The organism is Bacillus sp. CZDM1, assembly GCF_055502545.1.
The window spans coordinates 376,899-397,050 of record NZ_JBUESO010000004.1; the positions used below are offsets into that span (position 1 = coordinate 376,899).

General features: G+C 36.8%; 19 protein-coding genes. 5 read left to right on the forward strand and 14 right to left on the reverse strand.

The annotated features are described in order from the left end of the window. Positions 1-7 precede the first annotated feature (7 nt). The 11 genes from aspA to ACY3XC_RS12145 form a co-directional block, all read right to left on the reverse strand. Entirely contained in the window at positions 8-1,432 is a 1,425-nt protein-coding gene (aspA, locus tag ACY3XC_RS12095) for an aspartate ammonia-lyase (protein WP_179158711.1), read from the reverse strand. A gap of 121 nt (positions 1,433-1,553) precedes the next feature. Further along, positions 1,554-2,438: a YitT family protein gene (locus ACY3XC_RS12100; protein ID WP_179158712.1), complete on the reverse strand. Its 885-nt coding sequence runs from the start codon at positions 2,436-2,438 to the stop codon at positions 1,554-1,556. Between the two features lie 174 nt (positions 2,439-2,612). Continuing rightward, positions 2,613-3,557, reverse strand: a complete 945-nt coding sequence (locus ACY3XC_RS12105) for a 5-oxoprolinase subunit C family protein (RefSeq protein WP_464868752.1) — start codon at positions 3,555-3,557, stop codon at positions 2,613-2,615. Then, the gene (locus ACY3XC_RS12110) at positions 3,554-4,321 is read right to left on the reverse strand and encodes a LamB/YcsF family protein (protein WP_464868753.1); all 768 of its coding nucleotides are present in this window, start codon (positions 4,319-4,321) and stop codon (positions 3,554-3,556) included. The genes ACY3XC_RS12105 and ACY3XC_RS12110 overlap by 4 nt, the downstream gene beginning before the upstream one ends. Next, positions 4,308-5,051 carry a 5-oxoprolinase subunit PxpB gene (gene pxpB, locus ACY3XC_RS12115; protein ID WP_464868754.1) on the reverse strand — a complete coding sequence of 248 codons (744 nt, stop codon included), beginning with the start codon at positions 5,049-5,051 and terminating at the stop codon, positions 4,308-4,310. The genes ACY3XC_RS12110 and pxpB overlap by 14 nt, the downstream gene beginning before the upstream one ends. Before the next feature lie 89 nt (positions 5,052-5,140). Then, the gene (locus tag ACY3XC_RS12120) at positions 5,141-6,475 is read right to left on the reverse strand and encodes a Na+/H+ antiporter NhaC family protein (protein WP_464868755.1); all 1,335 of its coding nucleotides are present in this window, start codon (positions 6,473-6,475) and stop codon (positions 5,141-5,143) included. A gap of 142 nt (positions 6,476-6,617) precedes the next feature. Continuing rightward, positions 6,618-7,232, reverse strand: coding sequence for a TVP38/TMEM64 family protein (locus tag ACY3XC_RS12125; protein ID WP_464868756.1), 615 nt, complete (start codon positions 7,230-7,232; stop codon positions 6,618-6,620). Between the two features lie 171 nt (positions 7,233-7,403). Beyond that, on the reverse strand, positions 7,404-9,191 hold the full coding sequence (pepF, locus tag ACY3XC_RS12130; protein WP_464868757.1) for an oligoendopeptidase F: 1,788 nt from the start codon (positions 9,189-9,191) through the stop codon (positions 7,404-7,406). A gap of 143 nt (positions 9,192-9,334) precedes the next feature. Then, entirely contained in the window at positions 9,335-9,619 is a 285-nt protein-coding gene (locus ACY3XC_RS12135; protein WP_464868758.1) for a hypothetical protein, read from the reverse strand. 157 nt (positions 9,620-9,776) lie between these two features. Beyond that, positions 9,777-11,723, reverse strand: a complete 1,947-nt coding sequence (gene ltaS / locus ACY3XC_RS12140; RefSeq protein ID WP_464868759.1) for a lipoteichoic acid synthase — start codon at positions 11,721-11,723, stop codon at positions 9,777-9,779. Between the two features lie 215 nt (positions 11,724-11,938). Next, positions 11,939-12,571, reverse strand: coding sequence for a LysE family transporter (locus tag ACY3XC_RS12145; RefSeq protein ID WP_464868760.1), 633 nt, complete (start codon positions 12,569-12,571; stop codon positions 11,939-11,941). Positions 12,572-12,767: 196 nt separating this feature from the next. Between ACY3XC_RS12145 and ACY3XC_RS12150 the strand changes: the two genes are divergently transcribed. Further along, positions 12,768-13,280 (forward strand): DUF3231 family protein, encoded by a 513-nt coding sequence (locus ACY3XC_RS12150; RefSeq protein WP_464868871.1) that lies wholly within the window; start codon positions 12,768-12,770, stop codon positions 13,278-13,280. A gap of 319 nt (positions 13,281-13,599) precedes the next feature. Here ACY3XC_RS12150 and ACY3XC_RS12155 read toward each other — a convergent pair whose 3' ends face one another. Continuing rightward, positions 13,600-14,811 (reverse strand): GNAT family N-acetyltransferase, encoded by a 1,212-nt coding sequence (locus ACY3XC_RS12155; protein WP_464868761.1) that lies wholly within the window; start codon positions 14,809-14,811, stop codon positions 13,600-13,602. Between the two features lie 211 nt (positions 14,812-15,022). On the opposite strand from ACY3XC_RS12155, the gene ACY3XC_RS12160 reads away from it, so the two are divergent. From ACY3XC_RS12160 to ACY3XC_RS12175, 4 genes are read left to right on the forward strand one after another with little or no spacing between them, the layout of a single operon-like run. After that, positions 15,023-15,583 (forward strand): tyrosine-type recombinase/integrase, encoded by a 561-nt coding sequence (locus ACY3XC_RS12160; protein ID WP_464868762.1) that lies wholly within the window; start codon positions 15,023-15,025, stop codon positions 15,581-15,583. A 51-nt stretch (positions 15,584-15,634) separates the two neighbouring features. Next, on the forward strand, positions 15,635-16,135 hold the full coding sequence (locus ACY3XC_RS12165; protein ID WP_464868763.1) for a cation:proton antiporter regulatory subunit: 501 nt from the start codon (positions 15,635-15,637) through the stop codon (positions 16,133-16,135). A 5-nt stretch (positions 16,136-16,140) separates the two neighbouring features. Further along, entirely contained in the window at positions 16,141-17,397 is a 1,257-nt protein-coding gene (locus ACY3XC_RS12170) for a cation:proton antiporter (protein ID WP_464868764.1), read from the forward strand. A 32-nt stretch (positions 17,398-17,429) separates the two neighbouring features. Continuing rightward, positions 17,430-17,729 carry a hypothetical protein gene (locus ACY3XC_RS12175; protein WP_464868765.1) on the forward strand — a complete coding sequence of 100 codons (300 nt, stop codon included), beginning with the start codon at positions 17,430-17,432 and terminating at the stop codon, positions 17,727-17,729. Between the two features lie 66 nt (positions 17,730-17,795). On the opposite strand, the gene kynA is transcribed toward ACY3XC_RS12175, so the two are convergent. Continuing rightward, a complete protein-coding gene (gene kynA, locus ACY3XC_RS12180; RefSeq protein WP_464868766.1) occupies positions 17,796-18,644 on the reverse strand; it encodes a tryptophan 2,3-dioxygenase in 849 nt (282 codons plus the stop codon). 53 nt (positions 18,645-18,697) lie between these two features. Further along, a complete protein-coding gene (locus ACY3XC_RS12185; RefSeq protein ID WP_464868767.1) occupies positions 18,698-20,128 on the reverse strand; it encodes an amino acid permease in 1,431 nt (476 codons plus the stop codon). Positions 20,129-20,152: the final 24 nt, after the last annotated feature.

The window sequence follows — 20,152 nt, forward strand, 5'->3', positions numbered from 1 at the left end:
AACCAAATTAATCTCTATCCAACAGTTCTTCCCCTGCAATACCTGGCTCAGTCATTTCATAGACATTCAAAATAATATCCAATTCCTCTTCTGTTAAAACATCATACTGTAAACATAGTTCACGAACAGATTTCCCAGAAATGGTCGCTTCCCTGGCAATTCGTGCTGCTACTTCGTATCCGAGATGTGGATTTACAGCCGTAATAATACCCACACTTTTGTCTACATAGTCTTTTAAACGCTCTTCATTTGCTTCAATGCCTGTTAAGCAATGATCCGTAAAGGCACGGAACCCATTATTCATAATACTGATGGACTGAAGAAGGTTAAAGACTAAAACTGGCTCCATTACATTCAGCTCGAGTTGACCAGCTTCAGATGCGAGACAAATGGTATGGTCATTTCCAATGACCTGAAAGGCAATTTGATTGATTAGCTCAGGCATAACCGGATTCACTTTTCCTGGCATAATCGAAGAACCTGGCTGACGAGCAGGAAGACGAATTTCACCTAACCCTGCTCGAGGCCCTGAAGCCATTAAGCGAAGATCATTTGCGATTTTTGACATATTCATCATGCAAACTTTTAGAGCAGCCGAAACTTCTGTATAGGCATCTGTATTCTGTGTCGCATCTACAAGGTGCTCAGCATTTACAAGTGGAAAGCCACTGATTTCAGCGAGCTGTTTCACTACATCTTTTATATATTTAGGATCTGCGTTCAAACCTGTTCCTACTGCCGTAGCTCCCATATTCACTTCTAACAAATGCTCACGTGTATGTTTGATTCGATTAATATCACGAGTAAGAACCCTTGCATATGCTTCAAACTCTTGTCCAAGTCGAATTGGAACAGCATCCTGAAGATGTGTACGTCCCATCTTAATAACCTTCTCAAACTGTACAGCTTTTTGTTTAAATACTTTTTGCATATCTTCCATTGTCACTAGTAATTTTTCTAATAATGTAAGCGTTGAAATATGTATTGCTGTTGGAAATACATCATTCGTAGATTGTGACATATTAACATGTGTATTAGGACTTAAATGAAAATAATCACCTTTCGCTTGACCAAGTAATTCGAGACCACGGTTAGCGATGACTTCATTTACATTCATATTCATCGAGGTCCCCGCACCACCCTGAATCGGATCGACGATAAATTGATCATCCCACTTACCAGCAATAATCTCATCCGCTGCTTGTATGATAACCTCAGCATGATCTTTGTATAATCTAGTTGTATTCATATTAGCAATTGCTGCTGCCTTTTTTACCATTGCAAGCGCTTTAATTAAAGACTCATGAATGCGGTATCCTGTAATCGGAAAATTCTCCACAGCCCTAATCGTTTGAATCCCATAATACGCCTCAACCGGTATTTCTTTATCCCCAAGGAAATCCTTCTCGATTCTTTTCTTGTCTGTTGACATCCCGTTTCATCCTCTTCTAGTAATCTATCTGGTACATATCAAATGTAACATAAAAACAGTTGAAAGAGGTAAAAAAACATCCCAGAGAATTTAGCCCTGAGATTTTTCGTAAATGTGTAAATTAATGGATGTCCCTCTTCTTAAAACGTCCGCCCCTAACTTCGGAAATGTCTGCTATCGCCAAAAAGGCATTTGGATCAATTTCCTCAACAATCGTTGTCAGTTTCGATTCTTCTAGTCTAGTGATGATACTGAAAATTACCTTCTTATGGTCACCGGTATAGGCTCCCTCACCCTTAAGGTATGTTACACCACGACCTAAGCGAGCATTTACGGCATTTCCAATTTCCTCTGCTACATCACTGATAATCCAAACAGATTTCGATTCCTCGAAACCATCCACTACCGTATCAATTGCTTTCGCAGCAATAACGTAAGCTAGTAAGGAATACATCGCCCGGTCCCAACTAAACACAAATCCTGCTGCCCCTAAAATAAAGAGGTTGATAAACATAATAATTTGACCGACGGAGAATGGCACTTTCTTAGTTATCACGAGCGATAATATTTCTGTACCATCTAATGCTCCGCCGAAACGTATAACAATTCCAACTCCAATTCCTAATATCATGCCGCCAAAAATGGTCGCAAGAAGAATATCGTCGGTAAAGGCTGGTATTGGATGAAATAATGTTGTAAAAACAGATAAAACAATAATTCCATATACAGTAGAAATAGCAAAGGTTTTACCCATCTGCTTGTATCCCAAATATACAAATGGCAGGTTTAACAGGAATAGAAAGATACCGAGCTCAAGACCCGTTAGATGAGATAACATTATCGATATACCTGTTACGCCGCCATCAATTACTTTGTTTGGGACTAAAAAGATCTCTAGACCGGTAGCCATTAATATCGCACCGAGAGAAATGGCTATCGCTCGAAAGATTTTTTTACTAAGAGGAAGTTTTCGATGCTGCACTTTTTCGTTTACTAATTCTGTCACAAAATCACACCTTATAAAAATTTATTATAAAAACCATACTTGAGAAATTAATTATGCTGTTAATTCTCGCACTAGGTTATTATTACCAAGTTATGTAGCTATCATGAATTAATTATTACTATTATTATACCATAAAATCTATTAAACCTGAATTTAAGTTCACTTTTAGGAGGGTTATGACCTTGACAACAAGTTTAAATATTTAATCGTATTCTTACTTTCGACTATCAGATTTTGAGCAGATTGAAGGGAAATCTCCTTAAATCTGACCCTTGTTCCCGGTTTAGCTTGAGCAAGAAGCGGGATATCTGTTGAAATAACACTTCCTATTCTAGAATAGCCTCCTGTAGTTTGGTGTTCAGCCATTAGAATAATGGGCTGCCCGCTTGATGGGACTTGAATTCCTCCTAAAGGAATGGCATCAGAAATAATATCAGCTGTACTGCTATGCTCAATTTTCGGACCCGATAATTGATACCCCATTCGGTTTGATTGAGGAGAGATGATATATTCTGCAGTCAGAAATGTTTTGAATCCTAATGGAGTAAATTTATCTTTATGTGGACCCGCTATTATTCTAAGTATTAATGGATTCATATATTCTGGAATGAATTTTGCATGAATAAATCTATTTCTTCTGATGTAAGGTTTCCCATAAAGGGTATCCCCTTCTTTTAGAGCCCTGCCATCCAATCCACCAAATTTTCCTGATAAATACGTTGATTTACTGTTCAATACGAATGGAACTTGAATGCCTCCAGCAACACAAATATACGTTCTTGCTCCCTCTTTTACCCTTCCATACGAGAGGGTTTGCCCTTTCTTAATTACGGTGCATTTCCACACCGGTACCTCCTGATTATTAATTTTAGGAGTAAAATTTCCGCCGCATATTGCAATAGAGACATCATGCAATGCCAAGAGAACGGGTCCTATTAGAGGTGCTTCAAGTGCAGCCTCACCTAATACGTTTCCAACTAATAAATTTCCCATTTGTAAAGAATACGAATCCATTGCTCCTGATGGGCTAACCCCGTATTCGCGGAATCCATATCTCCCAAGGTCTTGTACAGTTGTTTGCAATCCTGGTTTTATTACCTTAAAGATTGGCGTTTTCATCTAACATACCAGCACTTTCTTATCCTTATATTTTCTTTTAATAAAGCTTCCCTTAGCTCCTTACTAAAATCTAAGGCAGCAGGTTCATCGCCATGAACACAAATAGTGTCGGCACAGATATCTATATCGGTACCATCTGTTGCTGTTACTTTTCCTTCCTTAACCATTCGAATCATTCTTTCTACTGCAAACTTCACATCATGAATCATACTGTTCTGTTCGCTTCTTGAGGTTAAGGTTCCATCAGGCTGATAAGTTCGATCAGCAAAAACTTCTGAAGCTGTCAGCAAGCCCTTTTCTTTACCTGCCTGTATTAGTTCACTGCCTGATAAACCAAAAAGGATTAATCTGCTATTATAATCTGCTACAGCCTGAGCAATAGCAACAGCGATTGAACGACTACTAGATGCCATATTATATAGCGCACCATGTGGCTTTACATGAACCAAGGCTACACCTTGAGCTTGAGCAATCGCAGCTAGGGCACCAATTTGATAGAGGATGAGATTATAGATTTCTGTTGGATTAATATTCATTTCTCGCCGGCCAAATCCTGCTAGATCAAGAAATCCAGGGTGGGCACCAATACTCACATGATACTTTTTAGCCAATTTTACGGTTTCCATCATCACATTATGATCTCCAGCATGATAGCCGCAAGCTATATTTGCAGATGAGATATGCTTCAAAATTTCTTTATCATTTCCAATTTTATATAACCCATAGCTCTCTCCAAGATCACAATTAAGGTCAATAACATTCATGTCCACTAGCCCCCTTTTTGTAAGACAATATTTCATACTTTTTAACAGCTATCCGTTCTTTTATAGTAAGAAACTCTTCATAATCTACAGGCAGGAAGGTTACATAATTTCCTGCCGATAATAGCGACGGATTTTCATTCTCACTATCAAATAATCGTAATGGAGTTATGCCAATAATCCTCCAACCCGAAGGTACCTCAGCTGGATAAATCCCCGTTTGACTTCCTCCAATTCCCACAGACCCTGCCGCTATTTTGGGTCTCGGCTTTTCTAGACGAGGAGCGGAGATTTTATGGGAAAGTCCGCCAAGATATGGGAAGCCTGCTACAAACCCAATCATATGTATCAAGTACTCTTTGTTTGCGTGATTATTAACGACTTCCTGCTCACTAATATTATTGTATTGTGCAATAAACCTTAAATCCGGTCCAGTCTCTCCGCCATAATAAACCGGGATCCTATAGACATATGATTCTATTTGGGGTGTTTCCATTGCAGACTTATAGATTGAAAATACTTTTTTCTCCAATTGACTATAAGTAATCCTTACGGGGTCATAAAAAATGGAAATAGATGTATAGGCCGGGACACACTCGAACACTCCGACCACCTTATTACGTCTAAAAACATGTAGAAATTGATGGATTTGTTGATGAATCCCTTCATCAATTTTATTGCCAAAGGTAATCGTGATTGCCGAATCACCTAATGGTACGATCTCAACACACATTTACCTCACCTTCTTATCACAAGAATTTGTTATTAATACTCTTTACTTTATTTAATACATTAGGATAATGCAATTAAAAAACGCTCTGATCACTGTAGATCAGAACGTAATTGTTTAGTCGCACTTTCTTTAGCACTTTTTATTGTGTGGCGCGGGTAACCAGTTAAAATGGCTGTCACTGCACAAATCCCTATTAATACTGGGTAATATGAATAGGCTAAAATGCTGACTGGGGAAATACCCGCCACCCCTGCAGCAACGAGCAATTGAGCACCATATGGGATTAATCCTTGAATACTGCAAGAAAAAACGTCGAGTAAACTGGCTGACCTGCGAGGGTCAATTCCGTACTGATTAGCTATATTCTTTGCAAGCGGTCCAGCAATAACGATTGAGATTGTATTATTTGCTGTGGAAAGATCTGTTAAGCTTACAAGTCCAGCAATCCCAAATTCAGCCCCTTTTTTCGATTTAATTTTACCTGTTACGAGGTGGAGTAAATAATCAATCCCGCCATTATGCTTTATTACTTCCACCATACCTGCAATTAAAATGGCCAGGAAGGAGATTTCAAACATTCCTGCCATACCTTCGCCAGTCTTCTGAATGAGTTCCATAAGGTTATAACTTCCATCCACTATCCCAATAAAACCGGCAAACAGTATTCCGAATGTAAGAACCAAAAATACATTTACTCCTGCTAACGCAGTAATCAGTACACCTAGATAAGGTAGAATCTTTATCCAATTATAGGATTGCTGACTGATATTGGCTTGTTCACCCATTGTTAGTATAGCAAGAATGATACAGGTAATAATGGCGGCAGGAAGAGCAATAAGAAAATTCATTTTAAATTTATCCTTCATTTTTGTCCCTTGCGTCCTTACTGCTGCAATCGTCGTATCCGAAATAAAAGACAAGTTATCCCCAAACATGGCTCCGCCAATCACTGCAGCCATCGAAAGCGCAAGAGAAATATCCGTTTGCTCGCTTATGCCAACACCTATAGGTGCCAGTGCGACAATGGTTCCCATACTAGTCCCCATTGACAAGGATATAAAACAAGCAATAATAAAAACACCGACCATTAACAGATTTTGAGGTACCACAGATAATGCCATATTCACAGTTGAATCAACTGCACCCATGCCTTTAGCTGTCTCTGAAAAGGCACCTGCTAATAGGAAAATCATAACCATAAGCATGATGTTTGATTCTCCCGCGCCTCTTGTAAAAATTTCTACCTTCTGATTAAATGTTTCTTTCCTATTCATTATTAACGCAACAGCTGCTGCAATAACAATTGCTACAATGACCGGAAATTTATAAAAATCGCCCGTGACAATTCCCGATCCAATAAATAATACTAAAAACACAGCAAAAGGTATTAACGCCCATGGATTGCCTTTTTTGTTTGTACTCATGGTAAACACCCTCTCTTTCCAATTCACATAAAAAAAACCTCTTCTTTCCAAACAAGAAAAAGAGGTTTTACTGTCTATTTAACAAGCAAATATTAGAGTACAATAATTTCTTTGATTGTGCAATATGTAATATTAAAGTTTTTTAATTTACTTGTTTTCTTCTTTTCTGTTTTTTCTTTAGACGGTAGAAAATTACCAATCCTACAAAAACGAGTGCTATTCCAAGCAAGATATTTTGCTCCATATTCCCCTCCATGAATCCTGCAGGGATGAGAGTTAACACAAAGAAAAAGATGAGATTTCCAAACATCGTACCAATCAAAAAATGCTTAAAGGTGATAGAACTTAATCCACTCAGAATATTGATTAAGCTAGTAGGAACAAATGGAATAATTCTAGCTTGGAACACAAATAGCAGCCCATTCTGCTCCATCTTTGATAATAGTTCTGGATTACTTTTTTTCTGTACCCAATCATTGAAAAAATAACGACTGCATAAAAACCAAATCCCAGCAGCAATTATACTTGTGAACCAACTCCAAATAAGGCCATTAAAAAAACCGAATAATGCATAATTTATCGTAATGATAATAATAAGAGGAATAATAGTAAATGAATTTTGAATCACCATAATGATAAAGGTAAAGAAGAATTTTGAAAATGTGGTATCCTTCAAAGAAAGTATGATGGAATCCAAATCCCCGCTTCTAAGCAGCTGAAAAGTTTCGGTATTATGAATAACTAAAAAAATGATCAATATTATCCCGATTAAGGAAATGATTTTTTTCCAAATATTAATCACCTATTTTCATTTTAAGGTATTCTAGGGTAAGGGTAAAATATATTCTTAAACACATCATACCATGCAACAATTAACAGTGATAAAAAAAAGATGGCACAAAAGAAAATTTGTGACATCCTTTGACAATTATAAGCTTGAGAATTCCTCTACAAGGTCTCCAAACTTTTTCATGGCATTTTCAATTGGCACTGGAGTGGTTAAATCTACTCCAGTCTTCTTCAACAACTCGAGAGGATAATCACAGCTTCCGCTCTTTAAGAAGGCAAGGTATGATTGTAAGGTTTCTTTATCACCTTCAAGTATTTTCGTTGCCAAATGAATCGCTGAGGCAAAACCAGTTGCGTACTTATAGACGTAAAATGGACGATAGAAATGAGGAATTCTGGACCAGCCAAATTTCACTTCATCGTCAAAAACCACCACATCCCCATTGTATTCCCTAAACAATGCTTCATATGTCTGATTAAATACCTCGACATTTAATGGGGTACCCTTTTCTGCCAGCTCATGAGTGATTTTCTCAAATTCTGCAAACATGACTTGGGTAAAGAATGTTCCTTTAAATTGATCAATGAAATGATTTAATAAATGTTTCCTTACTTCAAGATTCTTTTCTGTATTTAATAAATAATTAATCAGCAAAATTTCGTTGACCGTCGAAGCCACTTCTGCGACAAAAATACTATAACGAGCCGTAATTTGAGGCTGATGCTGCGAGCTTAATTTACTATGGACCCCATGACCACACTCATGGGCAAGTGTAAATAAACTGTCCAAATCATCTTGATGATTTAATAATATAAATGGATGAACCCCGTATATCCCCAAATTATAGGCACCTGAGCGCTTACCAGGAGTCTCACGGACATCAATATACCTGGCATCCTTGAATTCTTTTAGGATGGTTACATATTCTTCCCCAAGAGGTCCTAGAGCTTTTATCATGGTTTCATATGCTTCCTCATAGGGTATGACCTGTTTTACACCCTGAACTAAAGGAACGGACATATCATATTGCCTAAGTTCATCTAGCTGCAGCTTCTGCTTGCGGATTCCAGAATACCTGTGAAGGGGTGCAATATTATCTTTCGTTGCTGTTATCAGGTTCTCATATACTTCCTTTGGCACCATATCACCGAACAGTGCTTTTTCTAAAGCAGATGGATATTTTCTGATTTTTGCTAAGGTTACGTTATTCTTGATTGCTGCAGAAAGTGTACTCGCAATAGAATTCTTTAATTCAACATATGGCTTATAATAGGATTTATATGCTTCCCTTCGTCTTTCCCGGTCTTCATCCTCGATTAATTTCGAGTACATCCCTCTCGTTAACTGAACCTTTTCCCCATTGTTATTGGTTACATCGCCAAACTTAATATCTGCATTATTGATCATCCCAAAGGTTGTACTTGGAGCAGACAGTGCTTCGCCTAATTGGGATAACACTTCTTCCTGATCTTTACTAAGGACATGTGTCTTGTATCGAAAGGATTCATATAAATCCTCTTCGAAGTACTTAAGGCCTTCCTCTTCTGCAATATAGCTGCTTAAGGTTTCTTTATCTAAACCTAATAAGTATGGCATAAAAAACGATGTTGAGGAACTAACCTTCACACTTAGACCTTTGGCACGATCTAATAAAGATTGTGAACCAGAATCCCTTGTATCCTCATCTACCCTCAGCATGGCGTAAGCATAGACATGATTAAATGTATACGATAATTCCTCTCTTTGTTTCAAGTATTGATAAAGACTCTTACCATCCTGAATGATTCCATCAAATTGCTTCAATTTTTCCGCCATTTTTTCAACAAGCTGAAGATCGTTTTCCCATTTAGTTAAATCGGAATAAATGTCTTCAAGGCTCCATTTTTCGTTTACGGGTACATCATTTCTAGAAGTATAGACTGACATTTGCTACCTCCTTAGAGAATTTTATTATTAGTAACTATTCGAATCACGCTTGTACTAGACCTATCCTTAATTTTTTCAAAAGGCCCGTTTTGCACACGATAAAAGCACCTTTTTAGGTGCTTTTTACTTTATCCTATTAATCCCTATGATTGCAATGTAAGAAACTGATTAAATCGATTATTGGATTGACAATGTGGGCATTTAACCGTAATTTCAACATCAACAATGTGTAAAGCTCCATTATTGACAATACTTTTTTTTAGAACAACAACTTGGTCGGTGAATGCTTTACCCTTATAGATTGATGACAAATCCTCTACATTTTTCACTCCACTAACAATTGCAGCATATTCAAAGTCCTTACTGCATAAAATGCACGACTTTTCACCTGTAACAACATGATTTGCAGCAGCCATTTGTAAACTCATTTGTCTCATCTCCAATCTGTCTTTCATTCATTCGACAGTCAAAGGGTGCATTCCTTCTAAATTTTTATGTATTTAAAAAATTCACATTTTCGACAACTTTAAAATATATGATCTAAAAAGGCTGTTTAGGGATCTCCTAAACAGCCTGGATTATATTTTATTCTTCATCATCTTGTAATTGATTGTAATTATATTGTGTTCGGTCAATAGGAGTAAAGTTTCCAGGAGTGTAGAAGCGTAATAGATCTCCGTTTACGACTTTATCAGAAAGTGCTAATTTATTTTCAACGATTTTCTGAAGATTCAATGCCTCTTCCATCCTACCTTCATCTAATTTCAATCCTGTAGTGGAATCGTAGAATTTACCACCTACAGATGAAATAGTTGCACTCATAAAATTACCATCACGGAATGGAACAAGATCATCATGCTGTTCAGATAAAAGGTCAGTTCCAAACTGAACATAATCTTTTGTATCAATTCCTAACAAGTGAAGCAGTGTTGGCAGGATATCAATTTGTCCGCCGTATTCGTGGTTAATTCCACCCTCAATTCCAGGAACACGAATAAAGAAAGGCACGCGTTGTAATCCGGCACTATCAAAATCTGTAATTTCTTTACCTAGAACTTGTTCCATTGCTTTATTATGATTTTCTGAAATTCCATAATGGTCGCCGTACATGACTATGACAGAATTATCATATAACCCTGATTCTTTCAGGTAATCAAAGAATTGTTTCAAAGCTTCATCCGCATAACGAGCTGTTTGGAAGTAGGTATCAACCGATTTATCACCCGTTGTATGCGGTGCAATGGTTGCTTCTTCCTCAGCAATCGGATAAGGGTAGTGATTTGAAACAGTAATAAACTTTGTATAAAAAGGCTGAGGTAATGTTTCCAACAATGGAATTGATTCCTCAAAGAATGGCTTATCCATAAGCCCATACTCAGCTAGGTCTTCTGGATTCATACTATATGAACTTTCATCAAAAAAGTGATTATATCCAAATGATTTATAAATTTCATCACGATTCCAGAAGCTGCCTGAATTCCCATGGAACACAGCAGAACTATAGCCTTGTTGACCTAAAATTGCAGGTGCTGCTTGATACGTATTCAACCCTTTAGTTGTAAAAGCTGAACCCTGCGGTAATCCATATAATGAATTTTCAAGAATAAATTCAGCATCAGCCGTTTTACCTTGCGCAGTTTGATGGAAGAAGTTATCAAAATAAAGTGTGTTTTGATCCTTCGTTAACGAATTTAGAAACGGTGTTACTTCTTCCCCATTTAACTTGTAGTCAATAAGGAAATTTTGCATCGATTCAAGATGTAAATAAATTACATTCATACCTTTTCCTGCACCAAAGTATGCAGGATTTGGCTGTGCGTAGTTTGATTTGGTATAGTTAATTACTTCTGTCATATCGTCACTGTTCGCCATAACCCTTTGTGCGGAAGCTTTTGTACTTTTAACAGCATCATAAATGGTGTAGTTGTACATACCTAAATATTTCACAATATAATTACGGTCAAATCCTCTTGTTAACAATTGAGGACGATCACTTTCAGCTAGTCCAAGATTTCCGCATGAAATAGCAAGTGATAATGAGAATAATGCAGCTACTTTTCTGCGATTCATGTCTTTAACTTCCACTTTCACAAAGCGAAATGCAAGTAAAGCAATCAATAGGATGATATCCATAAAGAATAAGAAATCATATGGTCTTAAAAGTGTTACGACACTTCCGCTTACATCACCAAAGTTTTGAGTCTGAGTTAAGGTCGGTAACGTAATAAAGTCATTAAAGAATCTGTAATAGACAACATTTGCAAATAATAGAAAGGATAAAAAGAAATCAATCACAAGTAGTGCAATATATTTCTTACGCCCTTTAAATAAAAAAGCCAATCCTAAAAATAATAAAGATGATCCTAACGGATTAATAAATAATAGGAACTTTTGTAGTGTATTTTCAATACCTAAATCAAATTGAGTTAATTGAGCTATATAGGTTTTCATCCAAAGGAAGAATACAGCCAATAAGAAAAAGCCAATATATTTATTTAAAATACCTTGACCCTTTTGAGTTAAGTTATTCATTTTTTGCACCTGCCTTAAGAAAATAATCATTATTTAGTGGGGGTTATTTTATATAAGTTATATTAATCTATCACTAAATCTATCATTAATAGTAACAGTTAAGTATGAACAATTTATGAACAATTTATAAAATAATTCAACACAAAATTGTATTATACGGATTATTTATCAAAAGTCAAGTGAGGTTGTGTTCTTTCAGAATCAATGTTGAGTTATTAACTAAAGAGTGCATGAATACCCTGGTATCCAAAATAAAGTCCAAATAAAACGAGTGATGCACCAGAAATAATGGAGATAGCAATTAAGCTTTTTACTGTCAGGAGCTTTCGAAAGCCTGTAGTTAGTCCAGCAACAAATACGTCCCAAATGGTTAGTCCAAGGAAAATCATACAGCTATAAATCAAAAGAGATTCTGTTCCATTTGTTTGGGCTGTTTTTGCTAAGACCGAGCCATAAATACCTAACCAGAACAATACCGATAAAGGACTGGTAATGGACATAATAAACCCAGTAAAGAAACATTTCATTAGTGACTCTTGATCTCTTCCATAAGTAAGAGTGATCGTATTCGCATTTTTGATACTTTCTAAACCTGAATAAATAAGGATAAAGCCTCCGAATAACCAAAGAAATATTTGGATCATCGGAATTCCCAAAAATTGTACCATCCCTAAATAAACAAGCAGCATAAAAAATCCATCCGCCACCATAGAGCCTGCACCAACAATCCATGCATGCCAAAATCCATTCTTAATTCCCTTATCTAACCGTGCGGAATTTACCGGCCCGATTGGAGCTGCCAATGTAAATCCCAAAATGATGTAACTCAATAAAATGCTGATACTCAATCAAACCACTCCACTCCGCCTTTGTCTAACTTGTACATTTTATGTAAATTATCCAGACACATGTCCAAAAAATTCTAATCATGAAAAACGATAAAAATTAATGAGAGGGTTCGAAATGGGCAACCCTATTGATGTGCTTGGAAGAAAGGTGGCACTGATTATGAACAAATTTTCATATACATTAAGGAGGGCAACGATGGGAATTTTAAGCGGCAACCCTAAAGAGGAGCCTTTACACTATGGTGAAGTATTTGATCTTTGGTCGTCATTATTAGCAGGGAATGGCATGATTGCAGGGTATAAAACCATGCTGAACCATGCTGGTGATGAAGATTTGAAGAAGCTGTTAGTTGAAGCCGTGGAGATATGCCAGCAGGAAAAGAAGCAATTGGAAGAACTATTAAAAGAAAATGGCATTGGTTTGCCTCCTACACAACCAGAGCCGCCTGAGGCATGTTTAGAGGATATTCCTGTAGGAGCTAGAATTCCTGACCCTGCGATTGCGGCTGGACTTTCTGCCGATATTGCTGCTGGACTCGTCTTATGCAGTCAAATAATCGGCAAGTCTATAAGGGAAGATGTAGCCATGATGTATGGACAGGTTCATACACAAAAAGCAGGACTCGGCGCAAAAGTGCTTCGTTTAAATAAGGAAAAAGGCTGGCTCATTCCTCCTCCATTACATCTTAATAAGCATGGAGATTGTTAAATCAAAAAACTCAAAGAAAAAGGGATGAACACGGTTGTTCATCCCTTTTGATTATTTAAAAAAGTAATAAACATGCATTTAAAAGTTCCACTGTAACTACCTAAATAGGTATTTTAGTTTACAGATATTGGCTAATAGTCCAAAACCATAAGGAAATAGTTCAAAACCCTTTGGAAAAAGTCCAAAACATCAAGAATATAGTCCAAAACCACAAGAATATAGTCCAAAACACCCCTAAAATAGTCCAAAACATTTTCCCAAACTATTTTTCAAAAAATATATCCGATTAATAGGCTCTTTTACTAGATTACCTTCATTATTAGAAGTAATCCGAAAAGTAAGGTGTTTGCCTCTCAATGATATTCTCTAATATCTCGACCACCTGAGCATTACCTTTTAGGCGTGAAATGGCAGCCAAGTGAGATGGTCTCTTATAACTAAGCAGCATAGTTGTCAGTGTCTGTATATCGAGAGAAAATGTTGGCTCTTCTTTACTTTTAATTAATTTTCCTTGACCTAATGGAGATACATTTAATGTGAATGTCCCTTGATTCCACTCAAGCATAGGATCCTCAAGCATAAACGTTAACTGTATATCTGTGCCTGTTGCTTTAAAAGGATATTGAGAAATAAACTGTTTTGCACATACAATACGTGCCATAAAATAGGGAGAGATACTTTCATTAATATCCCCATCCTCCAGCCAAAAAGCTAATGGTTCATTCATAAAAATATTCCCTACAACCTTTGACACCATGGAAAAATGGGCACCAATGAAATTCCAGAGTCCAATCCTTGCCTCTTGATTCATATAAACCATTTCTTTAATATGAAGCACGTCCTCAGATATCCAGTACAATAGATACCCTTGAGGCTTGTGTGAACTGTCATAATAAAGTGCTGCCGTTAATTCATCTACATCCCATCTCCAATATTCATCCCAGGCCAAGTCATTTCGAAGCATACCAACATGCATTTTACTCGAGAAGAGTTTATATACAATCCTTACGTCCGGGTGCTCAATATTCAATCTTTCTACATATCCTGGAACTTTCTTGATCTTTGGTAATTGAACATCTCTTACTTCAAAAGTCATCTTATCCGAAACAATCTCCCATCCCCTGCGGCGATAATAGGGAATCGAATAGGGAAATAAATAAGATATCGATTGTTTTCTTTCCCGCATATCTGCAAGTGCCTGCCCCATCAACTTATACATAAGTCCCATATTTGCGTACTCTGGATAGGTGCCGACACCTGTCAGCCCTCCCATTTCATATGATCGCCCAAAAATATTTACTTGGAAAGGGTAAACAGCTAGTTGTGATACCAGTTTTTCACCATCAAACCAGCCTATCACATCCGCCTGATCCAGAACTGGCTTTTTGGCTAAAGCTATTTCGCGTTCTTCCCAGCCAATCATTTGCAGATCTTTTTTTGTCACTTGGAACACATAACGCAATAACTGATTGAATTGTTGGAAATGTCTTGTTTCCACTTTCCCCATTTTGAGCCTGTCTAGTCGACTCATATTTATACCTCCAATTTCAAATAGCACGCTAACTATTAGTCCTAACATGTATTGTTTGCTTTATTAGAAATAAGAATTCTTGGCTATAAATTTTTATGCTAAGTTTTTGTCATACTTTAAATAGGCTTTTAAATAAGGCAATAAATTTGAATGTTACATAATACCATGTTACCATTATATTATGTAACATGGATAAAGGAGAAAAGTTTTTATGGAATACGTTGAAGCTTTAAGGGATATCAAGCAAATCAATGCAATTAAAAAATATTTAAAGAAGCATTCTGATCGAGATTATTTCCTCTTTATTTTTGGAATTAACACGGGGTTAAAAATTACAGAAATGCTTGATATCAAGGTTGGCGATATCTTTAGTAATAAAGATGGTGTTAAAAACTTTTACTTGTACCTTCATCATGAAACCTTGAAGGAAGTTTACCTGAATCATAAAGTTAAACAGACCCTTCAACATTATGTGGAAAGCAGCAAGTTAACCAATGAGGATTTTTTGTTCAAGTCTTCCAAAACTGATAAACCCATTACACGCCAACAAGCATATCGGATTATCCATCAGGCCGCTGCAGCAATTGGTATTGAAGGAAAAATAGGAACCAATTCTTTGCGTAAGACTTTTGGATTTCATGCCTATAAACGTGGAATCGCCATCTCACTTCTGCAAAAGCATTTCAATCATTCAACCCCTTCCGAAACACTTAAATATCTAGGAATTTCCAAAGATGAGAAAATAAAAACAGAAATTGATGTCAATCTGTAGAGTGCAACACCATTTTATCCATGTACAAATTATTTTGAGGAGGAAAAGTTAATGAATATTCGCGAAATCGAACTGCCTGGTATTGGGAAGAAATTTGAGGCCATCACAAATAACAAGGATAAGCTAGTCATTATCATTCACGATGATGGAAGAAGAGACATTTATCATTTCGATCAGGAGGATTACGAGGAAGCAATCGCCAGCACTACCTTCAATGATCAGGAAGCCAGACAGCTTGCAGCAATAATTGGCGGAATGACTTACGCGCCCAAAGCATTAGAAACCATAGAAATGGCATTTGATGATTTAGTGATTGAATGGTTTAATGTCGAACCAAATGCAGCAGCTGTAAATCAAAGCATCGGACAACTTAATATCCGTCAATCTTATGAAGTAAATATTATAGCGATTATTAAACGACAGAATCATAAAAAAATTCATACTCCTGGTCCTGAAACTCTTTTAGAAGAAGGAGATACAGTTATCGTGTCTGGGGAGCGTAATCAAGTAAAAAGGATCGTTAAAGAAGTACTTTCAAGAAGGGACGGGTGATACTTTTGACGAATCATTTAGTTTTTGAAGTCGGGACAGCATTAGTACTAGTTGCTCTTACAGCAGTATTAGCAGGAAAGTTGAAATTTTCGATTATCCCCTTTCTCATCCTCTTAGGGATGGCAGTTGGTCCACATGCTCCACAAATTGGGATCATTGATCTTACCTTTATTGAAAGTTCAGAGATTATTGAGTTTTTTGGCCGTATTGGTGTACTGTTTCTATTATTCTATCTGGGTCTTGAATTCTCAGTAGGAAAACTAATTCGCTCGGGCCGTTCCATTGTAGTAGGTGGTTCAATTTATGTAGCACTAAATTTTACATTAGGTATTGTTTACGGTTTTATGACAGGTTTTCCTATTATGGAAACATTAATCATAGCTGGTCTTCTTAGTGTCTCCTCTAGTGCAATAGTCGCCAAAGTTCTTGTTGATTTAAAAAGAACAGCAAATGCCGAAACCGAGTTAATTTTGGGAATTATTTTATTTGATGATATATTCCTAGCATTATTCCTCTCCATCATGTCAGGTCTATTATTAGGCGGAGCGACCACGGTTGTTGGAACAATCTTTTCCGTTCTGATTTCACTAGGTTATATGATTCTCTTTTTTATTATCGCTCGCAAAGGAGCACCTATTCTCAACAAACTATTAAACATTAAATCTAATGAAATTTTTATCCTCGTTATCTTCGCATCACTCTTTTTTATCGCAGGTTTTTCAGAGAAACTACATGTTGCAGAAGCAATCGGCGCATTACTATTAGGTTTGGTTTTCTCTGAAACAGAACATCGCGAGCGTATCGAACATTTGGTTATTCCATTTAGGGATTTCTTTGGAGCACTTTTCTTCTTTAGTTTTGGATTAAGTATTGACCCCTTTAGCTTAGGTGGAGCGGTTTGGCTGGCTATTGGTGCAGTAATACTTACGATTATTAGTAACTTTGTAGCTGGAATGATTTCCGGGAGAAAAGCTGGTTTATCTTATAAAGCTTCCTCAAATATCGGATTAACAATCGTTTCTAGAGGTGAATTTTCGATCATTGTTGCTAACTTAGGACTTGCGGGCGGCTTACTGCCTATCCTAAAGCCGTTTACTGCCGTCTATGTTTTAATTTTGGCTATTATTGGGCCATTATTAACCAAAGAGTCAAAAAATATATATAAATTATTAAACAGTATTTTCAAATGGGAAAAAAGCAAAGTACCTAAAAAGAAAATCACTATTCCTAATCATGAAAATGAAAATACCCCTGGTCTTTAAAAATGTAATGATGAGCAAGGGAGGCTCTTATAATGGGCATCGGGTTAACAATCATTTTGTTAACATATGTTTTATTATTAGTCATGTCCTATCAGTTTTTTATATTCATAAATGAAAAAGATGACAAGCGCAGCTGTATCATTATTACCAAGTCATATCAATATGCGTATTCAAACCTGTTATTTGGAATTCTTGTCGTATATGCATTAATAGTACTTCCCCATATTCATATAGATTCACAAACCATCAGCTACCTAGTTCTAGCTAGTAAGTTTATTTCAATCGTTACACTTGCTGGGAGTATTTATCTCCTTAGCAAAAAAGTAAAATAACACAAACAAAAGCAAAATTAGACCAATAGAAAAAATCCACCATTTCTTATTATGGTGGATTTTTTTCTATAACTTTGTTCGTAAACTCCAAAGTTCAGGAAAGAATTGCTGGTCTAAAACTCTTTTTAAATAGGTTACACCTGATGATCCGCCAGTTCCTGTTTTATGGCCTATGATTCTCTCCACTGTACTCATATGATTAAAACGCCATAATTGCTGTTGGTTGCCAATATCAACTAGCTTCTCAGCTAACTCGTATAAGTCCCAGTATTTGTCGACGTTGCGGTAGACGGTCAGCCACGCTTCTTCAACACTTTCATTAGGTTCATAGTTTTTGGATAAATCGCGATTTAAGACCTCTTCATCTACTGGAATTCCACGAGCAACAAGTGCGTGGATGGCGGCATCATAAATACTTGGTTTATAAAGTGCCTCCTGCATTTTTACATACAATTCCGGCTGATGCTGATAGACTGCTAGAGTATGAGCATTTTTGTTACCTAATGCAAATTCAATCATTCTGTTCTGAAAGGACTGGAATCCGGAAGATTGACCGAGCTTATCCCTAAACTCTAGGTACTCTGAAGGGGTTAAGGTAGAAAGCACACTCCATGATTGAATCAATTGCTGCTGAATTCTCGAAACGCGTGACAGAATTTTAAAGGATGGCTCTAAATTATTCTGGCGAATATACTGGATCGCCTCTGTTAATTCATGAATAATTAATTTCATCCATAATTCACTTGTTTGATGGATAATAATAAATAACATTTCATCATGGTGACCAGATAAACGGTGCTGACTATCTAAAATCTTATCAAGGTGCAGGTAATCACCATAGGACATTGCTTTTTGAAAATCTGTTTGAATCGATTTTTCCAAACCGATGCTTGTGTTTTTTTCTGGTGTATTCACGTAATATACTCCCCCTGTTCTAATGTGGTACTGATGTATGAATTAATAAGTTATTAATTTATATTCTCATCTAAAATATCATTCGTTTCATTTACTGATTTTTGAGTGTTGGATCTTTTTTTAAAAAAGAAATAGGCAGCCGTTAAAAACAGTAACCATGGAATTCCGAATTGAAGCATAATCTTAAAATCTGTAAACCATGTTGTTATCATTAAACTCAATAGTAGTACTGCTCCTGCGATCGTTAAATAAGGAAAGCCAATCATTTTTACAGGCAATTTACGGCCATTTGACTTCTCCCACTTTCTTCTGAAAAACAAATGGGATACAAACACCATAAACCATGTAAAAATAGCACCGAACATTGAAATCCCCATCATAAACGCATAGGAGGAGCCTGGTAATAGTGCATTTACTGCAGCTGCAAGGAAAATCCCAAAAGTAGAAACACCAAGAGCCTTTAACGGAACTCCTTTTTTGCTTAATTTGCTTAAAAAGGCCGGAGCGTCATTTCCCTGGGACAAAGAAAACATCATCCGTGTAGAGGCATAAAGTTGACTGTTCATAGCAGATAAGGCAGCAGTTAATATAATAAAATTCATAATACCAGAAGCACCAGGAATATTTAAGAGTTCCATGACCTTTACAAAAGGACTTTCTTCTACACCTGCAGATTTCCAAGGAACAATCATTAACATAATTCCGATAGTAATAATATAGAATGTAGATAATCGGAATACCGTTGCTTTCAGTGCTTTTGGCACCGCAATATCGGGATCTTTAGCTTCTCCAGCTGTAACCGCTATCATTTCTGTTCCTAAAAAGCTAAATAAAGAAATAAAGATCGCGACCCACATCCCCCACCAACCAAAAGGCAGGAAACCTCCGTCATTTACAATATTCTCAGGCCCCATATTCGGCTGAGCTGAATTACCGAATAATACATAAGATCCTAAAAGTATGAAACCAACTATTGCACTTATTTTGATCATCGAGAACCAATACTCAAAAGTCGCAAAGGTATTTACGCTCGTTGCATTTACATAAATCAATACACCCGCAAACAACAAAATCCAAATGAATCCAGGAACATCAGGGAACCAGTACTTCATATAAACAGCAATGGCACTCACTTCTACTCCGACCGCAAGAACGTTTGCTATCCAATAGGAATAGCGTACAAGAAAACCAGCCAGCGGGCTGACGTACTTTTCTGAAATGGTGCCAAAGGATCCTGACGTTGGGTGAGCCACCGTCATTTCGGATAAGCACCCCATTAATAGTAATACAATAAATGCACCAATAGCATAACTTAGTATTACACCCGGTCCAGCAGTACTAATGGCAAGGCCGCTTCCAAGGAATAAACCCGTACCAATTGCACACCCCATTGCAATCATCGTTAGCTGTTTGGTTTTTAATTCACGCTTTAATCCCATTCCAGATTCATTCCCTTTATTTAAATGAATATTTTTGTTCCCCATATAGTTCCTCCTACTTTTAGTAAT